The 22,027-nt window shown below is 66.4% G+C and carries 23 protein-coding genes and 1 rRNA gene; 2 read left to right on the top strand and 22 right to left on the bottom strand.

Annotated features, from left to right (window positions below; translation table 11 throughout):
• The 6 genes from VMT65_RS16770 to VMT65_RS16795 all read right to left on the bottom strand — a co-directional run.
• Positions 1–120: ribosomal RNA gene (locus tag VMT65_RS16770) — 16S ribosomal RNA — on the bottom strand; the annotation flags it as partial.
• A 441-nt stretch (positions 121–561) separates the two neighbouring features.
• On the bottom strand, positions 562–1,824 hold the full coding sequence (gene murA, locus VMT65_RS16775) for a UDP-N-acetylglucosamine 1-carboxyvinyltransferase (RefSeq protein ID WP_326309208.1): 1,263 nt from the start codon (positions 1,822–1,824) through the stop codon (positions 562–564).
• A gap of 10 nt (positions 1,825–1,834) precedes the next feature.
• The gene (locus tag VMT65_RS16780; RefSeq protein WP_326309209.1) at positions 1,835–2,428 is read right to left on the bottom strand and encodes a cob(I)yrinic acid a,c-diamide adenosyltransferase; all 594 of its coding nucleotides are present in this window, start codon (positions 2,426–2,428) and stop codon (positions 1,835–1,837) included.
• A gap of 149 nt (positions 2,429–2,577) precedes the next feature.
• On the bottom strand, positions 2,578–3,000 hold the full coding sequence (locus VMT65_RS16785; RefSeq protein WP_326309210.1) for a DUF2550 domain-containing protein: 423 nt from the start codon (positions 2,998–3,000) through the stop codon (positions 2,578–2,580).
• Positions 3,001–3,168: 168 nt separating this feature from the next.
• Positions 3,169–3,846 (bottom strand): MspA family porin, encoded by a 678-nt coding sequence (locus VMT65_RS16790; protein WP_326309211.1) that lies wholly within the window; start codon positions 3,844–3,846, stop codon positions 3,169–3,171.
• Between the two features lie 63 nt (positions 3,847–3,909).
• A complete protein-coding gene (locus tag VMT65_RS16795) occupies positions 3,910–4,569 on the bottom strand; it encodes an MspA family porin (protein ID WP_326309212.1) in 660 nt (219 codons plus the stop codon).
• Positions 4,570–4,759: 190 nt separating this feature from the next.
• On the opposite strand from VMT65_RS16795, the gene VMT65_RS16800 reads away from it, so the two are divergent.
• A complete protein-coding gene (locus VMT65_RS16800) occupies positions 4,760–5,851 on the top strand; it encodes an NAD(P)-dependent alcohol dehydrogenase (protein WP_326309213.1) in 1,092 nt (363 codons plus the stop codon).
• A 98-nt stretch (positions 5,852–5,949) separates the two neighbouring features.
• On the opposite strand, the gene VMT65_RS16805 is transcribed toward VMT65_RS16800, so the two are convergent.
• The 11 genes from VMT65_RS16805 to VMT65_RS16855 form a co-directional block, all read right to left on the bottom strand.
• Positions 5,950–6,327 carry a F0F1 ATP synthase subunit epsilon gene (locus VMT65_RS16805; protein ID WP_326309214.1) on the bottom strand — a complete coding sequence of 126 codons (378 nt, stop codon included), beginning with the start codon at positions 6,325–6,327 and terminating at the stop codon, positions 5,950–5,952.
• 6 nt (positions 6,328–6,333) lie between these two features.
• The gene (atpD, locus tag VMT65_RS16810; protein WP_040805210.1) at positions 6,334–7,764 is read right to left on the bottom strand and encodes a F0F1 ATP synthase subunit beta; all 1,431 of its coding nucleotides are present in this window, start codon (positions 7,762–7,764) and stop codon (positions 6,334–6,336) included.
• 18 nt (positions 7,765–7,782) lie between these two features.
• Positions 7,783–8,754, bottom strand: a complete 972-nt coding sequence (locus VMT65_RS16815; protein ID WP_326309215.1) for a F0F1 ATP synthase subunit gamma — start codon at positions 8,752–8,754, stop codon at positions 7,783–7,785.
• 57 nt (positions 8,755–8,811) lie between these two features.
• Positions 8,812–10,449 carry a F0F1 ATP synthase subunit alpha gene (atpA, locus tag VMT65_RS16820; RefSeq protein WP_326309216.1) on the bottom strand — a complete coding sequence of 546 codons (1,638 nt, stop codon included), beginning with the start codon at positions 10,447–10,449 and terminating at the stop codon, positions 8,812–8,814.
• Between the two features lie 68 nt (positions 10,450–10,517).
• Positions 10,518–11,327: a F0F1 ATP synthase subunit delta gene (locus VMT65_RS16825; protein ID WP_326309217.1), complete on the bottom strand. Its 810-nt coding sequence runs from the start codon at positions 11,325–11,327 to the stop codon at positions 10,518–10,520.
• A gap of 19 nt (positions 11,328–11,346) precedes the next feature.
• The gene (locus tag VMT65_RS16830) at positions 11,347–11,901 is read right to left on the bottom strand and encodes a F0F1 ATP synthase subunit B (protein WP_326309218.1); all 555 of its coding nucleotides are present in this window, start codon (positions 11,899–11,901) and stop codon (positions 11,347–11,349) included.
• Between the two features lie 26 nt (positions 11,902–11,927).
• Positions 11,928–12,170: an ATP synthase F0 subunit C gene (locus tag VMT65_RS16835; RefSeq protein WP_120736968.1), complete on the bottom strand. Its 243-nt coding sequence runs from the start codon at positions 12,168–12,170 to the stop codon at positions 11,928–11,930.
• A gap of 75 nt (positions 12,171–12,245) precedes the next feature.
• Positions 12,246–12,971 (bottom strand): F0F1 ATP synthase subunit A, encoded by a 726-nt coding sequence (atpB, locus tag VMT65_RS16840; RefSeq protein ID WP_326309219.1) that lies wholly within the window; start codon positions 12,969–12,971, stop codon positions 12,246–12,248.
• A 417-nt stretch (positions 12,972–13,388) separates the two neighbouring features.
• On the bottom strand, positions 13,389–13,835 hold the full coding sequence (locus VMT65_RS16845; protein ID WP_326309220.1) for a hypothetical protein: 447 nt from the start codon (positions 13,833–13,835) through the stop codon (positions 13,389–13,391).
• A gap of 11 nt (positions 13,836–13,846) precedes the next feature.
• Positions 13,847–15,043, bottom strand: coding sequence for an MraY family glycosyltransferase (locus tag VMT65_RS16850; protein ID WP_326309221.1), 1,197 nt, complete (start codon positions 15,041–15,043; stop codon positions 13,847–13,849).
• Positions 15,044–15,054: 11 nt separating this feature from the next.
• Complete coding sequence (locus tag VMT65_RS16855) at positions 15,055–15,720, bottom strand: L-threonylcarbamoyladenylate synthase (RefSeq protein ID WP_326310280.1); 666 nt, start codon at positions 15,718–15,720, stop codon at positions 15,055–15,057.
• Positions 15,721–15,820: 100 nt separating this feature from the next.
• Here VMT65_RS16855 and VMT65_RS16860 point away from each other — a divergent pair, with 100 nt between their 5' ends.
• On the top strand, positions 15,821–16,114 hold the full coding sequence (locus tag VMT65_RS16860; protein ID WP_326309222.1) for a DUF427 domain-containing protein: 294 nt from the start codon (positions 15,821–15,823) through the stop codon (positions 16,112–16,114).
• Positions 16,115–16,117: 3 nt separating this feature from the next.
• Here VMT65_RS16860 and prmC read toward each other — a convergent pair whose 3' ends face one another.
• From prmC to rho, 5 genes are all read right to left on the bottom strand, one after another.
• The gene (prmC, locus tag VMT65_RS16865) at positions 16,118–16,996 is read right to left on the bottom strand and encodes a peptide chain release factor N(5)-glutamine methyltransferase (protein ID WP_326309223.1); all 879 of its coding nucleotides are present in this window, start codon (positions 16,994–16,996) and stop codon (positions 16,118–16,120) included.
• A gap of 158 nt (positions 16,997–17,154) precedes the next feature.
• Entirely contained in the window at positions 17,155–17,595 is a 441-nt protein-coding gene (gene aac(6') / locus VMT65_RS16870; protein WP_326309224.1) for an aminoglycoside 6'-N-acetyltransferase, read from the bottom strand.
• An 18-nt stretch (positions 17,596–17,613) separates the two neighbouring features.
• On the bottom strand, positions 17,614–18,693 hold the full coding sequence (gene prfA, locus VMT65_RS16875; protein ID WP_326309225.1) for a peptide chain release factor 1: 1,080 nt from the start codon (positions 18,691–18,693) through the stop codon (positions 17,614–17,616).
• A gap of 137 nt (positions 18,694–18,830) precedes the next feature.
• Positions 18,831–19,055, bottom strand: a complete 225-nt coding sequence (gene rpmE / locus VMT65_RS16880) for a 50S ribosomal protein L31 (protein WP_033085055.1) — start codon at positions 19,053–19,055, stop codon at positions 18,831–18,833.
• A 798-nt stretch (positions 19,056–19,853) separates the two neighbouring features.
• Complete coding sequence (gene rho, locus VMT65_RS16885) at positions 19,854–21,920, bottom strand: transcription termination factor Rho (protein WP_326309226.1); 2,067 nt, start codon at positions 21,918–21,920, stop codon at positions 19,854–19,856.
• Between the last annotated feature and the right edge of the window lie 107 nt (positions 21,921–22,027).

Here is a 22,027-nt window from a genome sequence, read left to right on the forward strand (position 1 = left end):
CACCCACGTGTTACTCACCCGTTCGCCGCTCGTGTACCCCGAAGGGCCTTACCGCTCGACTTGCATGTGTTAAGCACGCCGCCAGCGTTCGTCCTGAGCCAGGATCAAACTCTCCGTTGAAGACTCTAGATTTACCCCGAAGGGCGAATCAGAAGTATCTCGAACCAGAGTCCGAAAACCTAGCAAAACAATCGCCAGCCGGAAATTAGCTGACTTAAATGTCCGACCCCAACACGGGGGGCTGAGGCCGGAACCAAATAAAATATTTGGCACTGACATTCATCGACACACTATTGAGTTCTCAAAGAACACACGCACAAACGATCTCCCGGGCGCTATGTCCCGCTCGATCGTGAGGCAACTTTTCAAGCTTAGCCCCAGCCGCACGGCAGAACCAAATCCGCTGGTTGGTGGGAGCTAGTGTGATCATCAGGCGAAGCTCGTCTCACCGGAGTCGGTGTCCGTGTCGCTCTGACCTGGAATAAGTTACGTGTTGGTTGTTCGCATGTCAAATCGCCTGTTCAGGACGGGTTTTCGCGAACACGCCCCGACACCGGCCGTTCAGTCGGTGGTTCCGACCCGTTCGATCTCGGCCCCGAGCCCACGCAGGTTCTCCACGAAATCCGGGTAGCCACGGTCGATATGGAAGACGTCGTGCACTTCGGTGACACCGTCGGCGACCAGACCCGCGAGCACCAGACCCGCGCCCGCGCGAATGTCGGAGGACCACACCGGTGCGGAGGACAGGCGCGGAATCCCGCGCACCACAGCGTGATGCCCGTCGGTGCGGGCATCCGCGCCCAGGCGGATCATCTCCTCGACGAAGCGGAAGCGCGCTTCGAAGATGTTCTCGGTGATCATCGAGGTGCCGTCGGCGATCGCGGCCAGGCCGATGGCCATGGGCTGCAGATCGGTGGGGAAGCCCGGGAACGGCAGGGTCGAGAAGTTCACGGCGCGCGGGCGATCCGCCTGCACCACACGAAAACCGTCCGGTTCGAACGAGATTCGCGCCCCCGCGGAGCGCAGCTTGTCCAGCACCAGCGACAGGTGCTTGGGGTTGATGCCCGTCACCCGCACGTCACCGGTGGTCATGGCGGCGGCGATGCCCCACGTCGCGGCGACGATGCGATCGCCGATCACCCGGTGGGTGGTGGGGGCGAGCTTGTCCACGCCCTCGATGGTCAACACCGAGGTGCCCGCGCCGGAGATCTTCGCGCCCATCCGCACCAGCATGTTGCACAGGTCCACGATCTCCGGTTCGCGCGCGGCATTGTCGATGACGGTCTCACCGTCGGCGAGCACCGCGGCCATCAGAATGTTCTCGGTCGCGCCGACCGACGGGAAGTCCAGGCGGATCCGCGCGCCCTGCAGTTCCTCGGCGCGCGCCACCAGGCAGCCGTGCTCGATCTCGGAGGTCGCGCCGAGCAGTCGCAATCCCTGCTGGTGCATGTCCAGCGGACGCGAACCGATGGCGTCACCGCCGGGCAACGCCACGACCGCCCGCTTGCACCGCGCCATGAGCGGACCCAGCACACACACCGAGGCCCGGAACTGGGTGACGGCCGGGAAGTCCGCGTGGTACTTCGGCTCCGGCGGCGTCGCGATGGTGACCGTGCCACCGTCGATCGCGACATCGCAGCCCAGGCCCCGCAGGACCTCGGCCATCAGCGGCACATCCAGGATGTCCGGGCAGTTCGTGATGGTGGTCGTACCCTCGGCCAGCAACGCGGCGGCCATCAGCTTGAGGACGCTGTTCTTCGCGCCGCCCACCGCGACCTCACCGACGAGCCTGCTGCCCCCGGTCACCAGAAACCGTTCACTCACGGGGGTCAGCCTAGTGGTCGGATCCCGTACCCGTGGCCTCTCCGCCCGGCCGCCAGAGTATGTCGCCATCGGGATTGGCCACGCGGCTCAGAATGAACAGCAGGTCGGACAGTCGGTTGAGGTATTTCGCGGGCAACACACTCGTGTCCTCCGCGTGCGCGTCGACGGCGGCCCAGGCCGACCGCTCGGCGCGTCGTGCGACGGTGCGGGCCGTGTGCAGCAGCGCGGCCAGGGGTGTGCCGCCGGGCAGAATGAACGAATTCAACGGTGCCAGAGGCTCATTGAACTCATCGCACCACTTCTCGAGGCGGTCGATATAGGCCTGGGTGATGCGCAGCGGCGGGTACTTGGGGTCGGCCACCACGGGGGTGGAGAGGTCCGCGCCGGCGTCGAAAAGATCGTTCTGTATGGAACGCAGCACACCGAGCATTCGCTCGTCCGGCTGCCCGAGCGCGATGGCCACCCCGAGTGCCGCATTGGTTTCGTCACAGTCGGCATAGGCGATCAGCCGCGGATCGGTCTTGGCCACCCGGGAGAAGTCACTCAAACCGGTCGTCCCGTCATCGCCGGTCCGGGTGTAAATCCGAGTCAAGTGCACGCTCACTGTTCCGCCTCTCCGCGCCTTTTGCCGATCGGTAAGTGTCAACCTAGTCGCGTCGCGGACCGGCGGACGAGCGGCCGGCTGCGTTCTGGACGTCCCCGGTGAGTTACCCCCACCGCCACGAAACCAGTTGTCACGCTGGCATACGCCGCTTACCCGGCGCGGCGGCGGCGAATACGCTCGGACGGGCGGGATTCCACCCAGGAGAGGAAGGCGGCCATGGCACCGCGGTCGAGGGCCAGCTCGTAGCTGCCGTCACCGTCGGAGCACATGACGATGACCTCGTCGGTCATGATGTCGTACTCGTCGCCCTGCGGAGAACGCCGCGGGCCGATCTCGATGGCGAGGCGGCGCATGGTCGAGTCCGGGCCGAGCTTCAGGCTGGAGAGTTTGTAGAAGAGGAGCGTGTCCTCGTCATAGCGAATGAGGCCGTGCCGCCAACCCCCGCCGTGCCCGCGCGCGGGCAGCACCCGCAGCAATGCGGCGGTGCCGCCGCGGCGCAACATGATCAGGCGATAGGTCGAGACCAGGGCCAGGGCGACGAGCAGCAACACCAGAATGATCAGAAGCCACATCCCGGTTTGCAATGCCGCTCCGTCCCTTCACATCCGCGTTGCTGTCGATCACGAACCGGCCGGTGGCCGGGCCCCGCTTTCGGTCGATACTAGCGACCCGGGAAAGGCGGAGTCCGGCCATCCACCGAATGTGACGAATGCGCTGTTCAGCGGGGTGCGGAAGATATATCAGCCCATGCTGAAAGGCTCACCGTAGAGCACGAGGTTGCCGATGAAGGTCGGGGTGTCCACCTCGGCCGCCACGAACGAGCGCGCCTGTGCGTAACCGCCGCAACCATTCACCTCGAAAGCCTCGTCCTGCCAACTGACGCTGGCATGCGGACCGGAGACCTTGTTGTAGCGCTTGTGCGACTCCTGGCCGTAGTCGTCGGGCTTCTCCAGATCCAGCATGAGCCGCGAGACCGCCTGCCCGGGTCCGAGTGTGATGCCCTCGGACAGGGATTGGGTGGCGGAAAGACCGCCGAATGGATTCTGCGAAGTCGCCTTGGTGGGGTCGTTCGTCACCCCGCCGCTCGTACCGTTGTTGATTCCGCCGCTGATGTCCACCTGGCAGCCGACGATATAGCCGGGACTGATCTTGATCTGGATCTGATCGCTCCCGGCGCTCGGGCCGTCGAGGTCCACACTGGCCACCGCGGTGGTCCAGACATTGCGATGCGCCGGGGTGTCGCCCATGGATCCGCTGATCTTCGCGGACTCACCGGTAATGCGAACCGTCATGGTGGTGCCATCGGCGAGCGTGCGGGTAATCGACCCGCCGGGCAGCGGAATGAAGGTGTCGGCATGCGCGGGTCCGGCCGCGCCCAGCCCGAGCACCACCGCCGCGGCCGACGCCACTCCGAACACCCTGCCACCCCGAACGCAAATTGCCTTGTCGTACATGCGATCCCTTCCGTCGGAGTGGTCTCGTCAGCCGATGCTGAACGGCTGGCCGTAGAGGGTGACCTTGTGGTAGTCCGCGCCGATGATCTCGACCACGGAGACCTGACGGGCCTGGGCGTAACCACCGCAACCCTGAATCTCCATTGGAATGTCCTGGTAGTTGATGGTGTAGCTGCCGCTCTTGGTCAACTCGATGTTGTTGATGGCCATCCACAGCACCTGACCGGGCGAGAGCGGGAAGCTGAATCCACCCGAGAGACTGGGCGTGGCGCTGATCGCGAACGTCGAGTTCGCGCTGACCACACCCAGATTCACCTGGCATCCGACGATGTATCCGGTGGTGAGGTTGGACGATCCGTGGGTACCCGAATTGTTGGTTCCGGGATAGTTCTTCGGGCCGTTGTTGGGACCGACGGTCCCGTCCGGTGTGTCCACCTCGGCGATGACATTGCCCGACACCCACGAGGTACGCCCCGCGCCATTGGCCGCAAGTGACGGCGAAATGATCGCGCGCTCACCGAGACTGGTGATTTTCACGCCCGGGCCCTCGATGTGCCCGTCGGGGAGCGGCACGGTGACATCCGCGTTGGCGGCTCCCGGTGAGAAGAATCCGAGGGCGACCGCGACCACTGCGACGGCCACCCCCCACTTGCCATAACGAAGCCCGCTCATCAACCCCTCGCTCATCGCTGGAGAAAAAAGCTGAAAATGCTGGAATAGCCGAGGCTTTGCCGTATGGGTTGGATCACATCCATGAACCGGCGAATGCATTCAACCACATGTCCACCCGAAGCCCCACTCAGCGGGATCCGACATGGCCGAAATCTAGAACAGGTTCTTATGCTCCGGACAATTCGGAAGTGTTGGAGGAGATTCCGTGCAAATTACCGCCGCAGTCGCCCGGGGGGCGGACAAACCGTTCTCGCTGGAGAGGTTGGATCTGGAGGACCCGCGCCCAGGTGAGGTGCTGGTACGCATCGTCGCGAGCGGCGTGTGCCACACCGATCTGGTCACCAAGGGTCTGTTCCCGCCGGAGTTGCCGATCGTGCTCGGGCACGAGGGCGCGGGCATTGTCGAGCGGATTGGCTCGGAGGTAACCGGCATCGAAGTCGGCGACCATGTGCTACTCACCTATGCCAGTTGCGGCACGTGTTCGCGCTGTCTGAACGGACTTCCGCCGTATTGCGAGAATTTCGTCATTCTCAATACCTCGGGCGGTCGATCGGATTTCACCTCGCCGCTGAGCCGCGATGGCGAGCGCGTGATGGGCGCGTTCTTCGGGCAGTCGAGTTTCGCCACCCACGCGCTGGTGCCCGCGCGCTGCGTCGTGGTGGTCGACGAGAGCGTCGATCTGGTGGCCACCGCCCCCTTCGGCTGCGGCGTGCAGACCGGCGCGGGCGCGGTCGCCAATGTCATGAAGCCGGGTCCGAACGACTCCATCGCCATCTTCGGCGTCGGCGGCGTGGGCATGGCCGCGCTCATGGCGGCCCGGGCGATCGGCGCGGGAACCATTGTGGCCATTGACCTTTCCGCGGAGCGGCTGGCCGTGGCCAAGGAACTGGGCACGGACGTCACCATCGACGGCGCGACCGAGGACGTGGTCGCCCAGGTCGTCGCGGCCACCGAGGGCGGTGCGAACTTCGCGCTCGACACCACCGCGCTGAACCCCGTCATCGCCAAGGGTTTGGAGGCGCTCGCACCCATGGGCACGCTGGTGCTCGTCGGCCTCGGCGAGGCCAGCATGGACCTGGAGATCGGCCATCTCACCGGCAATGGCAAGGCCGTTCGCGGCTGCATCGAGGGCAGCGGGGACCCGCAGCAGTTCATTCCGCGATTGCTGCGGTGGCATGCCGAGGGCAAATTCCCGATCGAGAAGATCAGCAAGACCTACGCATTCGCCGATATCGACACCGCGGTGGCCGACGCGCATCACGGCGGCACGATCAAACCCATCCTGACCTTCGAATAATTCACCCAGGAAACGAGCGCGCGAAAAGAGCGGCGGCCCCAGGGGATTCCCTGGGACCGCCGCTCTTCGCTTGGGTTCCGAAGACTACGTCACGCCGCTCAGGCGTGCGCCGCCTTCTCGAGCGCCCGCAGCTGGCCCTGAGCCTTGGCCAGCGCGGCCGGGCTCGCATCCGCATCGGCGACGACGGCCTTGGCGGCCGCCTCGTCGATGTCGAACGAGAACTCGGCGGATTCGGCCAGCACGCGCACCGAAGTGGCGGTGACGGAGAAGAATCCGCCGTGCACGGCCGCGACGATGCGCTCGTCGGAGTCCGACACGATGGTCACGGTGCCGCCCTCGACGAGCTGCCCGAGCAGCGGCTCGTGCCCGGCGAGGATGCCGATCTCACCTTCGGTGGTCTGGGCCGAGACGAACTTCGCCCGGCCCGACCACACCAGCCGCTCGACGGCGACCAGATCAACGGACATATCTGCCATGGGTGACTACTTCCCGGCGATCTTCTTCGCGGCCGCCTCGACGTCGTCCAGGCCACCGCAGGAGTTGAACGCCTGCTCGGGCAGGTGGTCGAACTCGCCCTTGCAGACGCGATCGAAGTCGTCGATGGTCTGCTCCAGCGGCACGACCGAACCCGGCTGACCGGTGAACTTCTCGGCCACGATGAAGTTCTGGCCGAGGAACTTCTCCAGACGACGGGCGCGGCCGACGAGGACCTTGTCCTCTTCGGAGAGCTCGTCCATGCCGAGGATGGCGATGATGTCCTGAAGTTCCTTGTACTTCTGCAGGATTCGCTTGACCTCGTTGGCCACCCGGAAGTGCCGCTCGCCGACGATCGAGGCCTCGAGGATGCGCGAGGTCGACGACAGCGGGTCGACGGCCGGGTAGATGCCCTTCTGCGAAATCGGACGCGAGAGCTCGGTGGTGGCGTCCAGGTGCGCGAAGGTGGTGGCCGGCGCGGGGTCGGTGTAGTCGTCCGCGGGCACGTAGATCGCCTGCATGGAGGTGATCGAGCGGCCACGGGTCGAGGTGATGCGCTCCTGCAGCTGACCCATCTCGTCCGCCAGGGTCGGCTGGTAACCGACGGCCGAGGGCATGCGACCCAGCAGGGTCGAGACCTCGGAACCGGCCTGGGTGAACCGGAAGATGTTGTCGATGAACAGCAGCACGTCCTGGTTCTGGACGTCGCGGAAGTACTCGGCCATGGTCAGGGCCGAGAGGGCGACGCGCATACGCGTGCCCGGCGGCTCGTCCATCTGGCCGAAGACGAGGGCGGTGTCCTGAAGGACGCCCATCTCTTCCATTTCCAGGTGCAGGTCGGTGCCCTCACGGGTGCGCTCACCGACGCCCGCGAACACGGAGGTGCCGGAGAACTCACGCGCGATACGGGTGATCATCTCCTGGATCAGAACGGTCTTGCCGACACCGGCGCCACCGAACAGACCGATCTTGCCGCCCTTCACGTACGGGGTCAGCAGGTCGATGACCTTGATGCCGGTCTCGAGGATCTCGGTCTTGCCCTCGAGCTGGTCGAAGGCGGGCGGCTGGCGGTGGATGCCCCACTGCTCGCCGTCGCGGCCCAGACCCGGGGTGTCGAGGCAGTCGCCGAGGGCGTTGAACACGTGGCCCTTGACGACGTCACCGACGGGCACCGAGATCGGCTTGCCGGTGTCGCGCACCTCGGCGCCACGGATCAGACCGTCGGTCGGCTGCATCGAGATGGTGCGAACGATGTTGTCGCCCAGGTGCTGCGCGACCTCGAGGGTCAGGGTCTTGGCCACGGACGCGAGCGCGATGTCCACGTTCAGGGCGTTGTACAGGTCAGGGATCGAACCGCGCGGGAACTCGACGTCCACGACGGGTCCGATGACGCGGGCGACACGGCCTGTGCCGACCCGAGTTTCAGTAGCTGCGGTCATTGGTTCTCTTCCTGGGCCTTAGTCGCGGTCCGAGCTCGCCGCCAGTGCATTGGCACCACCGACGATTTCCGTGATTTCCTGCGTAATCTGCGCCTGGCGCAACGAGTTCGCGGTCCGGGTCAACGAATTGACCAGGTCCGTGGCGTTATCCGTCGCGGCCTTCATGGCGGTGCGGCGCGCAGCCGACTCCGATGCCGCCGCCTCGAGCAGCGACGAGTAGATCCGAGTGTTGATGTACTTCGGCAGCAGCGCGCCCAGCAGGCGATCCGCGTCCGGCTCGAATTCGTACTGGGGCTTCAATTCCGCCGACTCGGAGTCGGTGAAGGAATCCGGACCCATGTCGAAGTTCTCGTCCACGAAGGTCACCTGGATCGGGGCCAGGCGACGCACCTCGGGCTGCTGCGACAGCATCGACACGAAACGCGTGTAGACGATGTGCAGTTCGTCGACACCGGCCATGGTGCCCGCCCCGTTCGGGGTGGCGACCTCGCCGTCGGACCCGGCCATGAACGCTTCCACCAGGTGGTTGCACGCGGCCGAGGCGTCGGCGTAGTTGGGCTGCTGCGAGAAGCCCAGCCAGGACCCGTTCACCGACCGCTTGCGGAAGGTGTAGTAGGTCAGGCCCTTCGCGCCCATCACGTAGAGCACCGGCTCCTTGCCCTCGGAACGCAGGGTGACCATGAGCTCCTCGGCGCGCTTGAGCACGTTGGAGTTGTAGCCACCGCACATGCCGCGGTCGGAGGTGATGACCAGAACCGCTGCGCGGCGCGGGTTCTCACGCTCGGTGAGCAGCGGGTGATTGAGATTCCCACTGGCGCTCGCCAATTCGGCGAGCACCTTGGTGATCTCCTCCGCGTAGGGCTTGGCCGCGGCAACTCGGGCCTGCGCCTTGCTGATTCGCGAGGTCGCGATCAGTTCCTGGGCCTTGGTGATCTTCTTGATCGAGCTCACAGAACGAATGCGGGAGCGCAATTCGCGCACGCTTGCCATTAGCGGTTCACACTCCCTTCATTCGTCGATTCGGTCAGTCGCATCGTGCTCGCTCGATTACTTCTCGACGTGCTTGCGAGTGACGGAAAGGGACTCGACCTCTTCGTGGTCCAGCTTGTCGGCCTCGGCCTCGACGACCCGCGAGCCGTCGGAGGCCAGGAAGCCCTGCTTGAACTTCTCGGTCGCGGCCTTGATGGCGTCGGCGGCCTCGCCCTCGAGCACCTTCGCGCCGCCCTGCAGGGCGTCGAAGGAGGACTGCACCGAGCTGTGCAGGTACTCGAGCAGTTCGGCGTTGAAGCGACGCACGTCGGCGACCGGGACGGAGTCGTAGTAGCCGCCGTCGACCAGGTACAGCGAAACGACCTGGTCCTCAACCGAAACCGGGGCGTACTGGTCCTGCTTGAGCAGCTCGACCCAGCGCGCGCCACGCTCCAGCTGGGCCAGCGAGGCGGCGTCCAGGTCGGAGGCGAAGGCGGAGAACGCCTCGAGCTCACGGTAGGAGGCCAGCTCCAGACGCAGCGAACCGGAGACCTTCTTCATGGCCTTGGTCTGCGCGGCGCCACCGACTCGGGAGACGGAGATACCGACGTTGATGGCCGGGCGGACACCCTTGTTGAAGAGGTCCGACTCGAGGAAGACCTGGCCGTCGGTGATGGAGATGACGTTGGTCGGGATGAACGCCGAGACGTCGTTGGCCTTGGTCTCGATGATCGGCAGACCGGTCATCGAGCCCGCGCCCAGCTCGTCGGACAGCTTCGCGCAACGCTCCAGCAGGCGCGAGTGCAGGTAGAAGACGTCACCCGGGTACGCCTCGCGGCCCGGCGGGCGGCGCAGCAGCAGCGAGATGGCGCGGTAGGCCTCGGCCTGCTTGGACAGGTCGTCGAACACGATCAGGACGTGCTTGCCCTGGTACATCCAGTGCTGGCCCAGCGCCGAACCGGTGTACGGCGCAAGCCACTTGAAGCCGGCGGAGTCGGAGGCCGGGGCCGCGACGATGGTGGTGTACTCCATCGCGCCGTGCGCCTCGAGGGCCGCCTTCACGCCCGCGATGGTGGAGCCCTTCTGGCCGATCGCGACGTAGATGCAGCGCACCTGCTTGGTCGGATCGCCGGTGGCCCAGTTGGCCTTCTGGTTGATGATCGCGTCGATGCAGACCGCGGTCTTGCCGGTCTTGCGGTCGCCGATGACCAGCTGGCGCTGGCCGCGGCCGATGGCGGTCAGGGCGTCGATGGCGGTGATGCCGGTGGCCATGGGCTCACCGACCGGCTGACGCTGCAGCACGGTGGCGGCCTGCAGCTCGAGCACGCGACGCTCGTCGGCCTCGATCTCGCCCAGGCCGTCGATCGGCGCGCCCAGCGGGTCGATGACGCGGCCGAGGAACTTGTCGCCCACGGGAACCGAGAGCACGTCGCCGGTGCGGCGGACCTGCTGGCCCTCTTCGATGGTGTCGAACTCACCCAGGATGACGGCACCGATCTCGGTGTCCTCCAGGTTCAGCGCCACGCCGAGGACGCCGCCCGGGAACTCCAGCAGCTCGTTGGCCATCGCCGAGGGCAGGCCGCTGATGTGGGCGATGCCGTCGCCGGTGTCGGTAACGACACCGACCTCTTCGATGGAGGTCTCGGGGGTGTAGCTCTGGGTGTAGCTCTCGATCGCGCTACGGATCTCATCGGGGGAGATCGTCAGCTCCGCCATGTTCTTCCTGCTCTCGCTGTGGTCTCGAATGTCGGTGTGTTGGTGCGCTTTTCGGCGTTCTGAGTCTCTTAGGCGAGAGACTGACGCAAGCGCTGCAGTCGGCCGATGGCGCTGCCGTCGATCACGTCGTCGCCCACGTGCACGACGACGCCGGCCAGCAAGGTCGGGTCCTCCTGCACATGCACGGTGATCGGCTTGTCGTAGATGCGCTGCAGCGAGGCGGCGAGGTGCTCGCGCTGCTGCGGCGTCAGGGCCACCGCGGCGCGCACGTGCGCCACGATCTGCTCCCGGAGCGACGCGGCCAGATCGGACAGCTCATCGATGGCCTGGCCGGCATCGCCCTTGTGGCGCAGCACGGACTGCTCGACCAGCTGCAGGGTGATGTCCTCGACCTTGCCCGCGAGCAGACGCTGCACCAGGGCACGCTTGGCATCCGCCGGCTTGCCGTGGTCCTGCAGCGCCTGCTCCAGGTCCGGGTTGTCATCGATGATGCGGCCCAGCCGGAACAGCTCGTCCTCGACCGCGCCGAGGCGGCCGCGGTCCTCCGCGGCGCGCAGCAGCGCTTCACGGCCGAGCAGCACCAGCGTGTCGACCAGATCGCGGGCGCGCGACCAGTCCTGGGCCACCGCGGTGGTCAGCACGGCCTGGGTGGTTCCGCTGATCTTGCCGCCGAAGACGCGTTCGGCCAGCTCGGCGCGCGCCGAACTCGACACCGACTTATCCGCGAGCGCCACACGCAGCGAACGCTGGTCGTCGAGGACGGCGACAACGGCGAACAGTTCCGACCCCGTAGTAGCCGCGACGGTGTCGCTACCGGTCAGAGCGGCCCGAAGAGCTTCCCGCGCACGGGAACTCGCCTCGCGGCTCGCTGCGTACATGCTTCCCACTTTCGCGTCGTTACCTTCCGACCCCGATGCCAGCGTTCTCGTCCAGCTCCCGCAGGAACTGATCGATGGACGCCGCCTGCTTGGCCTCGTCGGCCACCGACTGGCCGATGATCTTCTCGGCCAGGTCGACCGCGGTGCGGCCCAGTTCGGCCCGCAGCTCGGTCACGATCTGCTGGCGCTGAGCCTCCAGCTGCGAGTGACCGGCGGCCACGATGCGATCGGCCTCGGCCTGCGCATCGGAACGCATCGCCGCCAGGATCGCCGCACCCTGGGTGCGGGCCTCCTCACGGATGCGGGCAGCCTCGAGGCGAGCCTCGGCCAGCTGCTCCTGGTACTGCTGCAGGGTGGCCTGCGCCTCGGCCTGGACGGCCTCGGCCTTGGCGATACCGCCCTCGATCTTCTGGGTCCGCTCGTCGAGCACCTTGGTCAGGCGCGGGACGACGTACTTGCCGAAAACGAAGGCGATAACGATGAAGACGACCGCAGACCAGAAAATGTCATACGGCTCCGGGATGAGGGGGTTTTTGTCGGCCTCCTCAGCCGCGAGCAAGTAGGTGCTGTTCATCGTTGATTCCTAGTCTTTGGCCGGAATCAGAAAATGAAGCCGGCGACGAGACCGATCAGCGCCAGGGCCTCGGTGAACGCGATACCCAGGAACATGTTGGTCCGGATGGTGCCCTGCAGCTCGGGCTGACGGGCGATGCCCTCGATGGCCTTACCGACGACGATACCGACGCCGATACCCGGGCCGATGGCGGCGAGACCGTAGCCGATGGCGCCGTAGCCCTTGGCGGTCGGAGCGTTCTCGGCCAGGAAGGTCAGGGTGCTGCTCATTGGTGTTTGTTCCCTTTCTGTCGCCCACCCGCCGAGGCGGCGTGTGTGGCAGGTTTGTGGAGTTGGTGCGGTTGGTCAGTGGGAGTCGGCGTGCTGGGCCAGACCGATGTACACGGCGGTCAGCAGCGCGAACACGTACGCCTGCAGGAAGACGACCAGGAGCTCGAAGAGGGTGAAGCCGAAGCCCGCCAGCAGCGAGAACGGCGAGAACACCTTCATCCAGGGGACGGCGTCGAACAGGAAGAACTGGGTGGCACTGAAGAACAGCACCAACATGATGTGGCCGGCCAGCATGTTCGCCATGAGACGGACGGTCAGCGTGAACGGGCGCAGCACGAAGGTCGAGATGAACTCGATCGGGATCAGCAGCACGTGCAGCGCGGGCGGCACATTCGGCACCACGATGGACGAGCGCATGTATTTCAGGAAGCCGTACTTCTTGATGCCCACATAGTTGAAGGTGAGGTAGGCGACGACGGCCAGCACGAGCGGCATGCCGATGCGCGCGTTCGACGAGATGTTCAGGCCCGGAATAACACCCGAGGCATTCAAGAACAACACCGCGAAGAAGATCGACGCGATCAGCGGAAAGAACTTCTTGCCGGATTCCTTACCCAGCACCTCGTCGCAGATCTGTTCCTTGACGAACACCAGACCGGATTCCGCGACATTCTGCAGACCGCGCGGAACCAGCTGCGGACGACGGAAAGCCGCGAGCATGACGATCACGAGAACGGCCGACATGAGGATGCGAATCAGCATCAAACGGTCGAGCTCGAAAGGCGTCCCCTCGAACAGCACTGCTGGAGGGAAGAAGTCGTTGAGTGACGGCGCGTGGAACTCGCCCGCCAAAATGGTGACGCTCAGCGTTCTCTCCCGTGGTCGGAACGCAGGAGATAGTTTTCTCCTGCGGTTCGATCGGACATTGACGATCTGGTGGGTCGACTCAGGTCGGCTCGAAGTTCGTCAGCAGCTGTGGCAGTCACGCCCTGGCGTCTGTACGCGCGTCGGCGACATCGTCGACGGTGCAGAACCGTAGCCCTGAGGGCCCGGTACGGCTGTAAGCATAACCTGCTCTCAGGCGGGTCTCAGGTGACCCCCCCTGTTGATTCGGTTGGCTACAGGTAAAGAGTTTATCAAGTTATCTACGACAATGCGTAGGGGGTCGGCGAAACCCGTGGTGACCGGTGTTTCGTCGGGGTCTCCGGAGGCCCGGAACTACAGGTCGCGCTCCACTTCGACGGTCGGAACGCGTTGGCGCAGAAGGCCGTACGTCTCCGCGCCCAAGACGATGAGCAGCGCGGCGATGACCGTGAAGAACAGCGAGTAGCGGTTGTAGAAGTCGAACTGCTTGAGCACCGCGATGACAACCACTGCCAGCAGCAGCTTTCCGACCCAGCTGCCCAGCAGCACGATGCCCTGCAGGCCCGATTCGATCTTCGCGCTGAACAACACCGAGGCGGCCGTGGTGAGAATGAACGCGCCGCCGAGGGCCGCACCGATCAGCGCGCCCCACAGGCCGGGCAGGCCCGCGCAGATCGCGGACACGACGGCCGAAACCACAACCAGCACAGCCAAACCGACGATGCCGTAGCGCAGGGCCGCGCGCAGCGGGGCGTCGGGACCGGGATTCGCGGCGGGACCGGGATTGGGGGGCGTGCTCACGATCAGCAACCTTACCCGGCGACCTGATCGCGATCGTGGGGCGGTTTGCGGGTCGGGTTCATTTTCAGCTCACGCCAGGACGGGACCGCGGTGACGATGAGCGCGAAAACCAATCCGGCGGCGAACAAGAGCACCACCATGCGCCGGTCCGAGATCAACGAGGTGCCGACCGCGCCGAATGCCAGCACGCTCACCCAGAGGTAGATCACGAGCACAACACGACGCTGCGAATGTCCGATCTGCAGCAAACGGTGATGAAGATGCATTTTGTCCGGAGTGGAAAAACTCACACCTGCGCGAACGCGACGGACAACCGCCAGAACAAGATCAAGAACCGGAATGAACATCACCGCGCCCACCAGCAACAGCGGTGACAGCAAACCCACGATGTCGCGCGGGCCGTAACCCTGCAGCGGAATTCGCCCCGACGCGCCCGTGGAGACCGCGGCCAACATCAATCCGATGAGCATGGAACCGGTGTCGCCCATGAAAATCCGGGCCGGGGAGAAATTGTGCGGGAGAAATCCCAGGCACGCACCGGCCAGGGCGGCGGCCAGCAACGCGGGCGGATACGTGTCGGTGGAACCGCCGACCTCGTAGAGCAAACCCACGGTGAACACGAAAACCGCGACGGCGGCAATGAAACCCAGGCCCGCGGCCAACCCGTCGAGGCCGTCCACGAAATTCATGGCGTTCACGACGGTGACCGTGATGCCGACGGTCACCAGACCGCCCTGCAGCGGGTCCAGCACCACGGTCTCATTGGTGAAGGGGTTGTAGATGGCCACCCAGCTCAGGCCCATCACGGCCATCACGCCCGCGGCGGTGATCTGGCCGACCAGCTTGGTCAGCCAGTCCAGCCCCCAGCGGTCGTCGATGATGCCGACCAGCACGATGAGCGTGGCCGCGGCCAACACCGCGGGAATGTCCTTGGGGTAGTCGAAGCCGCGACGCAGGGCGGGCAGCTGGTGCGCGAACAGCACGGCCGCCAGCAGGCCCAGGTAGATGCCCAGGCCGCCCATCCGCGGAATCGGCTTGGTGTGCACATCGCGCTCGCGCGGCACCGCCACCGCGCCGAAGGCGATGGCCAGCACCCGGATTCCGCCCGTGGACAGGAAGGCGATGACCGTGGCGACGAGCAGCACCAGCAGCAGCTCCCGCAGCGGGACGACCGCGCCCTGGCTGAATACGCCCTGACTCAGCAGCATTTAACGGGCCGTCACCGCGCGCCGTCCTGACGGAGCTCCTCGGGCGACATGCCGAGCACCTCCGCGAGCTTCTCCACCGGCACCGCGCCCTCGCGCAGAATCCGGGGCGTGTCGGCGGTCAGGTCGACGATGGTGGACGCCACGGCGTGATCGGCCGGGCCGCCGTCGAGGTACACCCCGACCAGCTCGCCCAGCTGCGCCTGCGCCTCGGCCACGGTGGTGGCGGGCGGCTGTCCGGAGACGTTCGCGCTCGACACGGCCAGCGGGCCGACCTCGCGCAGCAGTTCCAGGGCCACCGGGTGCAGCGGCATGCGCAGCGCGACCGTGCCGCGCGCGTCACCGAGGTCCCACGCCAGCGAAGGCGCTTGCTGCACAACGAGAGTCAGCCCACCCGGCCAGAACGCGCGAATCAGCTCGCGGGCCTGCGGGCGCACCGAGAACACCAGCCCGTCGATCGTGTTCCACGACCCGACCAGCACCGGCACCGGCATATCCCGCCCGCGCCGCTTGGCGGCCAGCAGAGCGCCCACCGCCTGACTGTCGAAGGCGTCAGCGGCGAGCCCGTACAGCGTGTCGGTCGGAATGACAGCCAATCGACCGCTCTTCAGCGTGCTCCGCGCGGCGCTCAGACCGGCGGCACGGGAATCGGGATCGGCACAGTCGTAGACGGTACTCACGGCTGACATCTTGACACGGGATGCTTCGGGGGCCACTGTCGCGCCGGGTTTCCGACACGATTGCGCCGTATTCTCGGACTCGACGAAGGAGGCACGACCCATGATGCGTGCGATCTGGAACGGAACGGTCATCGCCGAGGCCCCGAAAACCGTGGAGGTCGAGGGCAATCAGTACTTCCCGGTGGACTCGCTGAAGAGCGAATACTTCAGCGAGAGCGACAAACACACCGTCTGCCCCTGGAAGGGCATCGCCAGCTACTACACCGTCACCGTCGACGGCTCGGAGAATCCCGACGCCGCCTGGTACTACCCGCACCCCAGCCCGCTGGCGCGCAAGATCAAGAACCATGTCGCGTTCTGGCACGGCGTCGAGGTCGAGGGCGAACCCGAATAGCGCTCAGTCCGCGATCCGGCGGGCGACGACGAAGCGGGGTTTTCCGGCCAGGTCGGGGTGTTCGACGATATCGGTGAAACCGCCGTGGGCGGCGAAGAGGGCCGCGACGCCGGAGCCATTGGTGTCGTCGTGTTCGACTGCGGCGGAGCCGTTTTCGCGCAGCAGGCGGGCGATGGTGGCGACCATGGGGCGGATGACGGACAGGCCGTCGGGGCCGCCGAAGAGGGCCCGGTGGGGGTCGTGGTCGATGACCTCGGGGTCGAGTTGGGCGTCCTCGGGGATGTAGGGCGGGTTGGACACGACCACGTCCACGGTGCCGTCGAGGTGGTCGAGGATGGTCGGGTCGGTGACGTCGCCCGCGTGCAGGTCGATGGGGGTGTCGCCCTCGTCGGCCAGTTGCAGGGCATTGCGGCGGGCCCAGGTCAGGGCTTCGGCGTCGAGTTCGACGGCGTGGACCTGGACGTCGGGGCGGGCGTGGGCGATGGCCAGGGCGAGCGCGCCCGATCCGGTGCACAGGTCCACCACGGTCGGCCGATGCCCGTGGCCGACCTGCTCGAGCTGCGCCAGGGCCCAGGCGAACAGCAACTCGGTCTCCGGCCGCGGGATGAAAACGCCCGGCCCGACCGCCAGATCGATCTCCCCCATCGCCGCGGTGCCCGTAAGGTGTTGCAGCGGAAAGCGTTCCGCGCGCCGGGCGACCAGCTTGCGAAACTCCTCCAGCTGGTCGGGGGTGAGCATCGGCATGAGCGCCAACCGTCCCCGGTCCACGCCCAGCACATGTGCCGCAAGATTTTCCGCGTCCGCCAGGGGACTGTGGACTCCGGCCGCGGCCAGGACCTCGACGGCCTGTCGGATGGCCGGTCGCAACGGTGCACGACTCACAGGAATCGCAGCCTTTCTCCCCACGCACATGCTTGCACGAAATTGATTGCCTCGAACGGTCTCCCGCCCAACCGCGCGCGTGCCGGGCCCATCGGGCGTGGCGTCGGGCCTCGAGCCCAGCGCCCGGCGTCTCGGGCCCAGCGCCCGTTGTCTCGGTCCTAGAGCTTCTTGCGGTAGTACACGACTCGTTCGCGCTCCTCGAAGCCAACGGCCTGGTGGAAGCGGTGGGCGACGGCGTTCTCCAGCAGGGCGTCCGAGCCGAGTTCGGTGCAGCCGAGCTCGCGGCCCCACGCCTCGACCGCCTCGCACAGCGCCCCGGACAGCCCGTGCAGCCGGTGCCCGGGAGCCACGTAGATGCCTTCCAGGAATGCCACCGGCGAGGTGTCGCAGCCGTTCACGTAGTCGCGGCGGATGCTGGCCTCGGCGTACCCGATGGGTTCACCGGCCTCGGAGCGCGCGACCAGGACCACGGCGTCGGGGCTCTGCGCCAGCTCCGCCAATTCGTCCCGGTGCTCCTTCTCGTCCGAGACCGGCCACAGCGCGTACCGCAGCGGGGCCACCTCGTCGATGGCCTCCGCGTTCATTCGCTCGATACGCATTCCGTTTGTCCCCCAGGCTTATTCGGCCGCGAGCCGGGCGGCCCGATCGGCCTCGCCGAGGGCGTTGAACAGGTCGTCGAGATTGCCGTCCAGCACGGAATCCAGGTTGTGGGCCTTGAATCCGATGCGGTGGTCGGCGATTCGGTTCTCGGGGAAGTTGTAGGTGCGGATGCGCTCGGAGCGGTCCACGGTGCGGATCTGCGCGGCGCGGCCCGAGGCGGCCTCGGCGTCGGCCTGCTCCTCGGCGAGGGCCTGCAGCCGGGCCGCGAGGACCTGCTTGGCGCGAATCTTGTTCTGCAGCTGGGACCGTTCGTTCTGGCAGGTCACCACGAGCCCGGTGGGCAGGTGGGTGATGCGCACCGCCGAGTCGGTGGTGTTGACGCCCTGTCCGCCCTTGCCGGAGGACCGGTACACGTCGATGCGCAGGTCCTTCTCGTCGATCTCGACTTCCTCGACCTCGTCGGGCTCGGGGTACACCAGCACGCCCGCGGCCGAAGTGTGAATGCGCCCTTGGGATTCGGTGACCGGCACGCGCTGCACGCGGTGCACGCCGCCCTCGAACTTGAGTTTGGACCACACGCCGTCGCGCGTGGGTTCCTTGCTCTTGATGGAGAAGCTGGCGTCCTTGTACCCGTCCAGATCGGAGTAGGTGACGCCGAGCACCTCGACCTTCCAGCCGTGCCGCTCCGCGTACCGCAGGTACATGCGCGCGAGATCGGAGGCGAACAGCGCCGACTCCTCGCCGCCCTCACCGGATTTCACCTCGAGGATGACATCGTCGCCGTCGTGCGGGTCGCGCGGCGCGAGCAAGTCGGTGAGCTGCTTGTCGAGCTCCTCGACCTGCTCCTGCAGGCCGGGCACCTCAGCGGCGAAGGACGTGTCGTCGGCGGCCAGCTCCTGCGCGGCGGCCAGATCCTCACGCGCGGTCTTCAGCTTGTTGTAGGTGGCCATGATCGGGCCGAGCTCGGCGAAGCGCTTGCCGACGCGACGGGCCGCGCCCGGGTCATTGTGCAGTGACGGGTCGGCGAGCTGGGATTCCAGCCCCTGGTACTCGGCCAGGATGTCGTCGATCGCGTTGGGGGCCGTCTTGTCGGCCATCGCGGTTCCTCCCATCGGGGTGCCGGGCTTTGGCACACCCGGAAAGTATGTGTGAGCCGTCTCGGCTCACGGGAAGTAGGTCCACAAACGCACCGACGCCCGGCCCGCGGAATGCGGGACGGGCGTCGGCGGGACAGCTACTTCGCGGCCTTGGGGGCACGCTTGCCGTAGCGAGCCTCGAAGCGCGCCACGCGGCCACCGGTGTCCAGAATCTTCTGCTTGCCCGTGTAGAACGGGTGGCACTGGGAGCAGACCTCGACCGTGATCTGGCCCGACTCCTTGGTGCTCTTGGTCTGGAAGGTGTTGCCGCAGCCGCACACGACCGTGGTGTCCACGTACGTGGGGTGAATTCCTGCCTTCATGGGTGTCCTTTCAACTGGCTTTGGGTCGCCTCATCACTGCCCGGGAGTGGACCGCGAACGCGAGACGTGAACCAAAGCCGACTAGGCATGGTTGCCGACGGAACAGTATATGTGCCGCGACCGAGTGGTCGTCACGAGGGGTGACACCGTCCTGAACAGGCGGTCGGTCCCGTTTGTTCCCACACCCCACCCCACGAAACTACGGGCACGCATATTTCGTGTACAGGAGTGAGGCTGGAAGTCGAGTAGCTCGCTACTCAGGACCACGAACATCCGTGTTCATAGAGTTTGTCCAGGTGAGAGTCCCGCGACGACCGGAAGGACAGCAGTGACCAGGAAGGACGCGACGACCGGGGGCCCGTCCCCCGTGACCGCGCACGCCGAGGCCGGGAGAGCACAGCGGCGGCGCGCGGAGTTCGTCGCGGCGGGGGTCCTGGTCACGCTGACACTGCTGGTGGTGGTGGGCTGGTGGATGGCTCCCGGAGAGTCCGGCAGCGCGGTGGGGTCCGTTGACCCGGCCCCAAACCCACCGCGGGGGGACGCCACCCTCACCTACACAGCGGTCACGGCACCGAGTGTCTCCGGTGCCGTGACCGCGCTCATCCTCGGCTTCATGATCGTCGGCGCGGCACTCATCGGGTTGTTCTTCTTCTCCCCCGAAACACGACAGCGGCCCCGCCGAAGCGGAGCCACTCGAGTTCTGGACGTCCCCGAGGAGTTACCCCGGTCGGTGCCAAATCAGTTGTCACCCTTGCGAAACGAGAAAGGGGGCGCCGCTGCTGCGGAGCCCCCTTTTCCTTACTCGTCGAGCGCGCCCGGGGCGGTCTTGGAGACCGTCATGAGGAACTCGACATTGCTCTTGGTCTTCTTGAGCCGGTCGATGAGCAGATCGATGGCCTGATGTGAATCCAGGCCGGACAGCACGCGGCGCAGCTTGTGGATGACCGCGGCCTCGTCGGTCGACATCAGCAGGTCGTCGCGGCGGGTGCCGGACGGGTTGACGTCGACGGCCGGGAACACCCGGCGCTCGGCGATCTTGCGGTCCAGCTTGAGCTCGGCGTTGCCGGTGCCCTTGAACTCCTCGAAGATGACCGTGTCACCGGTGGAGCCGGTCTCCACCATCGCGGTGGCGATGATGGTGAGCGAGCCGCCGTTCTCGATATTGCGGGCCGCGCCGAGGAACCGCTTGGGCGGGTACAGCGCGGTGGAATCCACACCACCGGAAAGGATTCGGCCCGAAGCCGGGGACGAGTTGTTGTACGCGCGGCCCAATCGGGTGATCGAGTCGAGCAGCACGACCACGTCCTGGCCCTGCTCCACCAGTCGCTTGGCGCGCTCGATGGCGAGCTCGGCGACGGAGGTGTGATCGCTCGGCGGCCGGTCGAACGTGGAGGCGATGACCTCGCCGCGCACCGAGCGCTGCATATCGGTCACTTCCTCGGGACGCTCGTCCACCAGCACGACCATCAGGTAGCACTCGGGGTTGTTGACCGAGATCGCGTTCGCGATGTCCTGCATGATCGTGGTCTTACCCGCCTTGGGCGGGGACACGATCAGCGCGCGCTGGCCCTTGCCGATCGGCATGATCAGGTCGATCACACGCGTGGTCAGCTTGTTGGGCTGGGTCTCCAGCCGCAGGCGCTGGTTCGGGTACAGCGGGGTCAGCTTGTTGAATTCCGGACGGCGACGGGCACTTTCGACATCGGTGCCGTTGACCGTGTCCAGCCGCACCAGCGGATCGAACTTCTGACGCTGGTTGGACTGATCGCCGTCGCGCGGGGCGCGCACCGCACCGGTGATGGCGTCACCGCGGCGCAGACCGTTCTTGCGCACCAGGTTCATCGACACGTACACGTCGTTCGGCCCGGCCAGGTAGCCCGAGGTGCGGACGAACGCGTAGTTGTCGAGGACATCGAGGATGCCGGCGACCGGCTGCAGGACGTCGTCCTCGCGGATCTCCAGCTCGCGGGCCTCGCCACCACCGGCGCCACCGTCGCGATCCCGGCCGCGACGACGCTCCCGGAAGCGACGGCCCCGACGGCCGCGGCCGCCTTCCTCGTCGTCATCGTTGCGGTCGTCACGCTGGTTGGCGCGGCCGGTGCCGTTCTGATTCTGCTGGCCGCCGTTCTGATTCCGCTCACCACGCTCGCCCCGCTCACCACGGTCGTTGCGCTGGTTGTTGCGCTCGCCCTGGTTGCGGTCACCCTGGTTGCGGTCGCGGCGACGCTCGCCGCCCTCCTGCTCACCCTTCTCGGTGGCGGGGGCCTCGGCGTTCGCGGTCTCGGTGTTGGCGGCGGCACCGCGCTGCTCGCGGCCCCGACGCTGGCGACCGCGGCCGCGCTGGCCACCGTCGCGACCCTCGTCGCCACCCTCGGCACGAGTGCCCTCGGCGGCGTCCTCACGCTTGGATTCGCGCGTCTCCGAAGAGTTTTGGCGCGCCTCGACCTTGTCGGCCTGGTTCGCCGGAACCTCCGCCTTCACCTCGGCCCGGGCCGGAGCGGACTCGGTGGCCTGCGCCTTGGCGGGCGCGGAAGCCGACGCGGACTCCCCACCGGTCGGCGCGTCCTCGGCCTTGGCCTTCGCGTTTCGCGTGGCCTTGCCGGTGGCGGCCTTGGAGGTGCCGCCGGACTGGTTCTCCTTGATGGCGGCGATGAGATCACCCTTACGCATCCCGGAAGTGCCTCGGATACCGAGCTCTCCCGCAAGCGCACGCAACTGCGGCAACAACATTCCAGTCAGCCCCGATCGTGCGACGTCAGTTTGTTCGCTCATCTTCGAAATCTGTCCGGAGTCACTTTCGCGGCTACCCGAGGACGCTGAATCGCTATCCGTCCCGGGTGTCGCGAGCAGGTCCGTATCTGTCACGGAAATCCTTTCCTTCCCTCGACCGCCGTGTGCCTGTTCGAGGGTTCCTCCTGCAGTCCGGTCTCGTGCCGGACTCGGATGCCGTATCGCATGTCCCGCCGGGCCGG

Origin of the sequence: Nocardia sp. CDC153 (genome assembly GCF_035818515.1) — a bacterium.
Classification (GTDB): Bacteria; Actinomycetota; Actinomycetes; order Mycobacteriales; family Mycobacteriaceae; genus Nocardia.

Bases quoted from the DNA above. Each gene is read 5' to 3' on its own strand.
- VMT65_RS16785 (WP_326309210.1), bottom strand. From the start codon at position 3,000: ATGTGGCTTCTGATCATTCTGGTGTTGCTGCTCGTCGCCCTGGCCCTG.
- VMT65_RS16795 (WP_326309212.1), bottom strand. From the start codon at position 4,569: ATGAGCGAGGGGTTGATGAGCGGGCTTCGTTATGGCAAGTGGGGGGTG.
- VMT65_RS16805 (WP_326309214.1), bottom strand. From the start codon at position 6,327: ATGGCAGATATGTCCGTTGATCTGGTCGCCGTCGAGCGGCTGGTGTGG.
- atpD (WP_040805210.1), bottom strand. From the start codon at position 7,764: ATGACCGCAGCTACTGAAACTCGGGTCGGCACAGGCCGTGTCGCCCGC.
- VMT65_RS16815 (WP_326309215.1), bottom strand. From the start codon at position 8,754: ATGGCAAGCGTGCGCGAATTGCGCTCCCGCATTCGTTCTGTGAGCTCG.
- atpA (WP_326309216.1), bottom strand. From the start codon at position 10,449: ATGGCGGAGCTGACGATCTCCCCCGATGAGATCCGTAGCGCGATCGAG.
- VMT65_RS16825 (WP_326309217.1), bottom strand. From the start codon at position 11,327: ATGTACGCAGCGAGCCGCGAGGCGAGTTCCCGTGCGCGGGAAGCTCTT.
- VMT65_RS16830 (WP_326309218.1), bottom strand. From the start codon at position 11,901: ATGAACAGCACCTACTTGCTCGCGGCTGAGGAGGCCGACAAAAACCCC.
- VMT65_RS16835 (WP_120736968.1), bottom strand. From the start codon at position 12,170: ATGAGCAGCACCCTGACCTTCCTGGCCGAGAACGCTCCGACCGCCAAG.
- VMT65_RS16850 (WP_326309221.1), bottom strand. From the start codon at position 15,043: ATGCTGCTGAGTCAGGGCGTATTCAGCCAGGGCGCGGTCGTCCCGCTG.
- VMT65_RS16860 (WP_326309222.1), top strand. From the start codon at position 15,821: ATGATGCGTGCGATCTGGAACGGAACGGTCATCGCCGAGGCCCCGAAA.
- prfA (WP_326309225.1), bottom strand. From the start codon at position 18,693: ATGGCCGACAAGACGGCCCCCAACGCGATCGACGACATCCTGGCCGAG.
- rpmE (WP_033085055.1), bottom strand. From the start codon at position 19,055: ATGAAGGCAGGAATTCACCCCACGTACGTGGACACCACGGTCGTGTGC.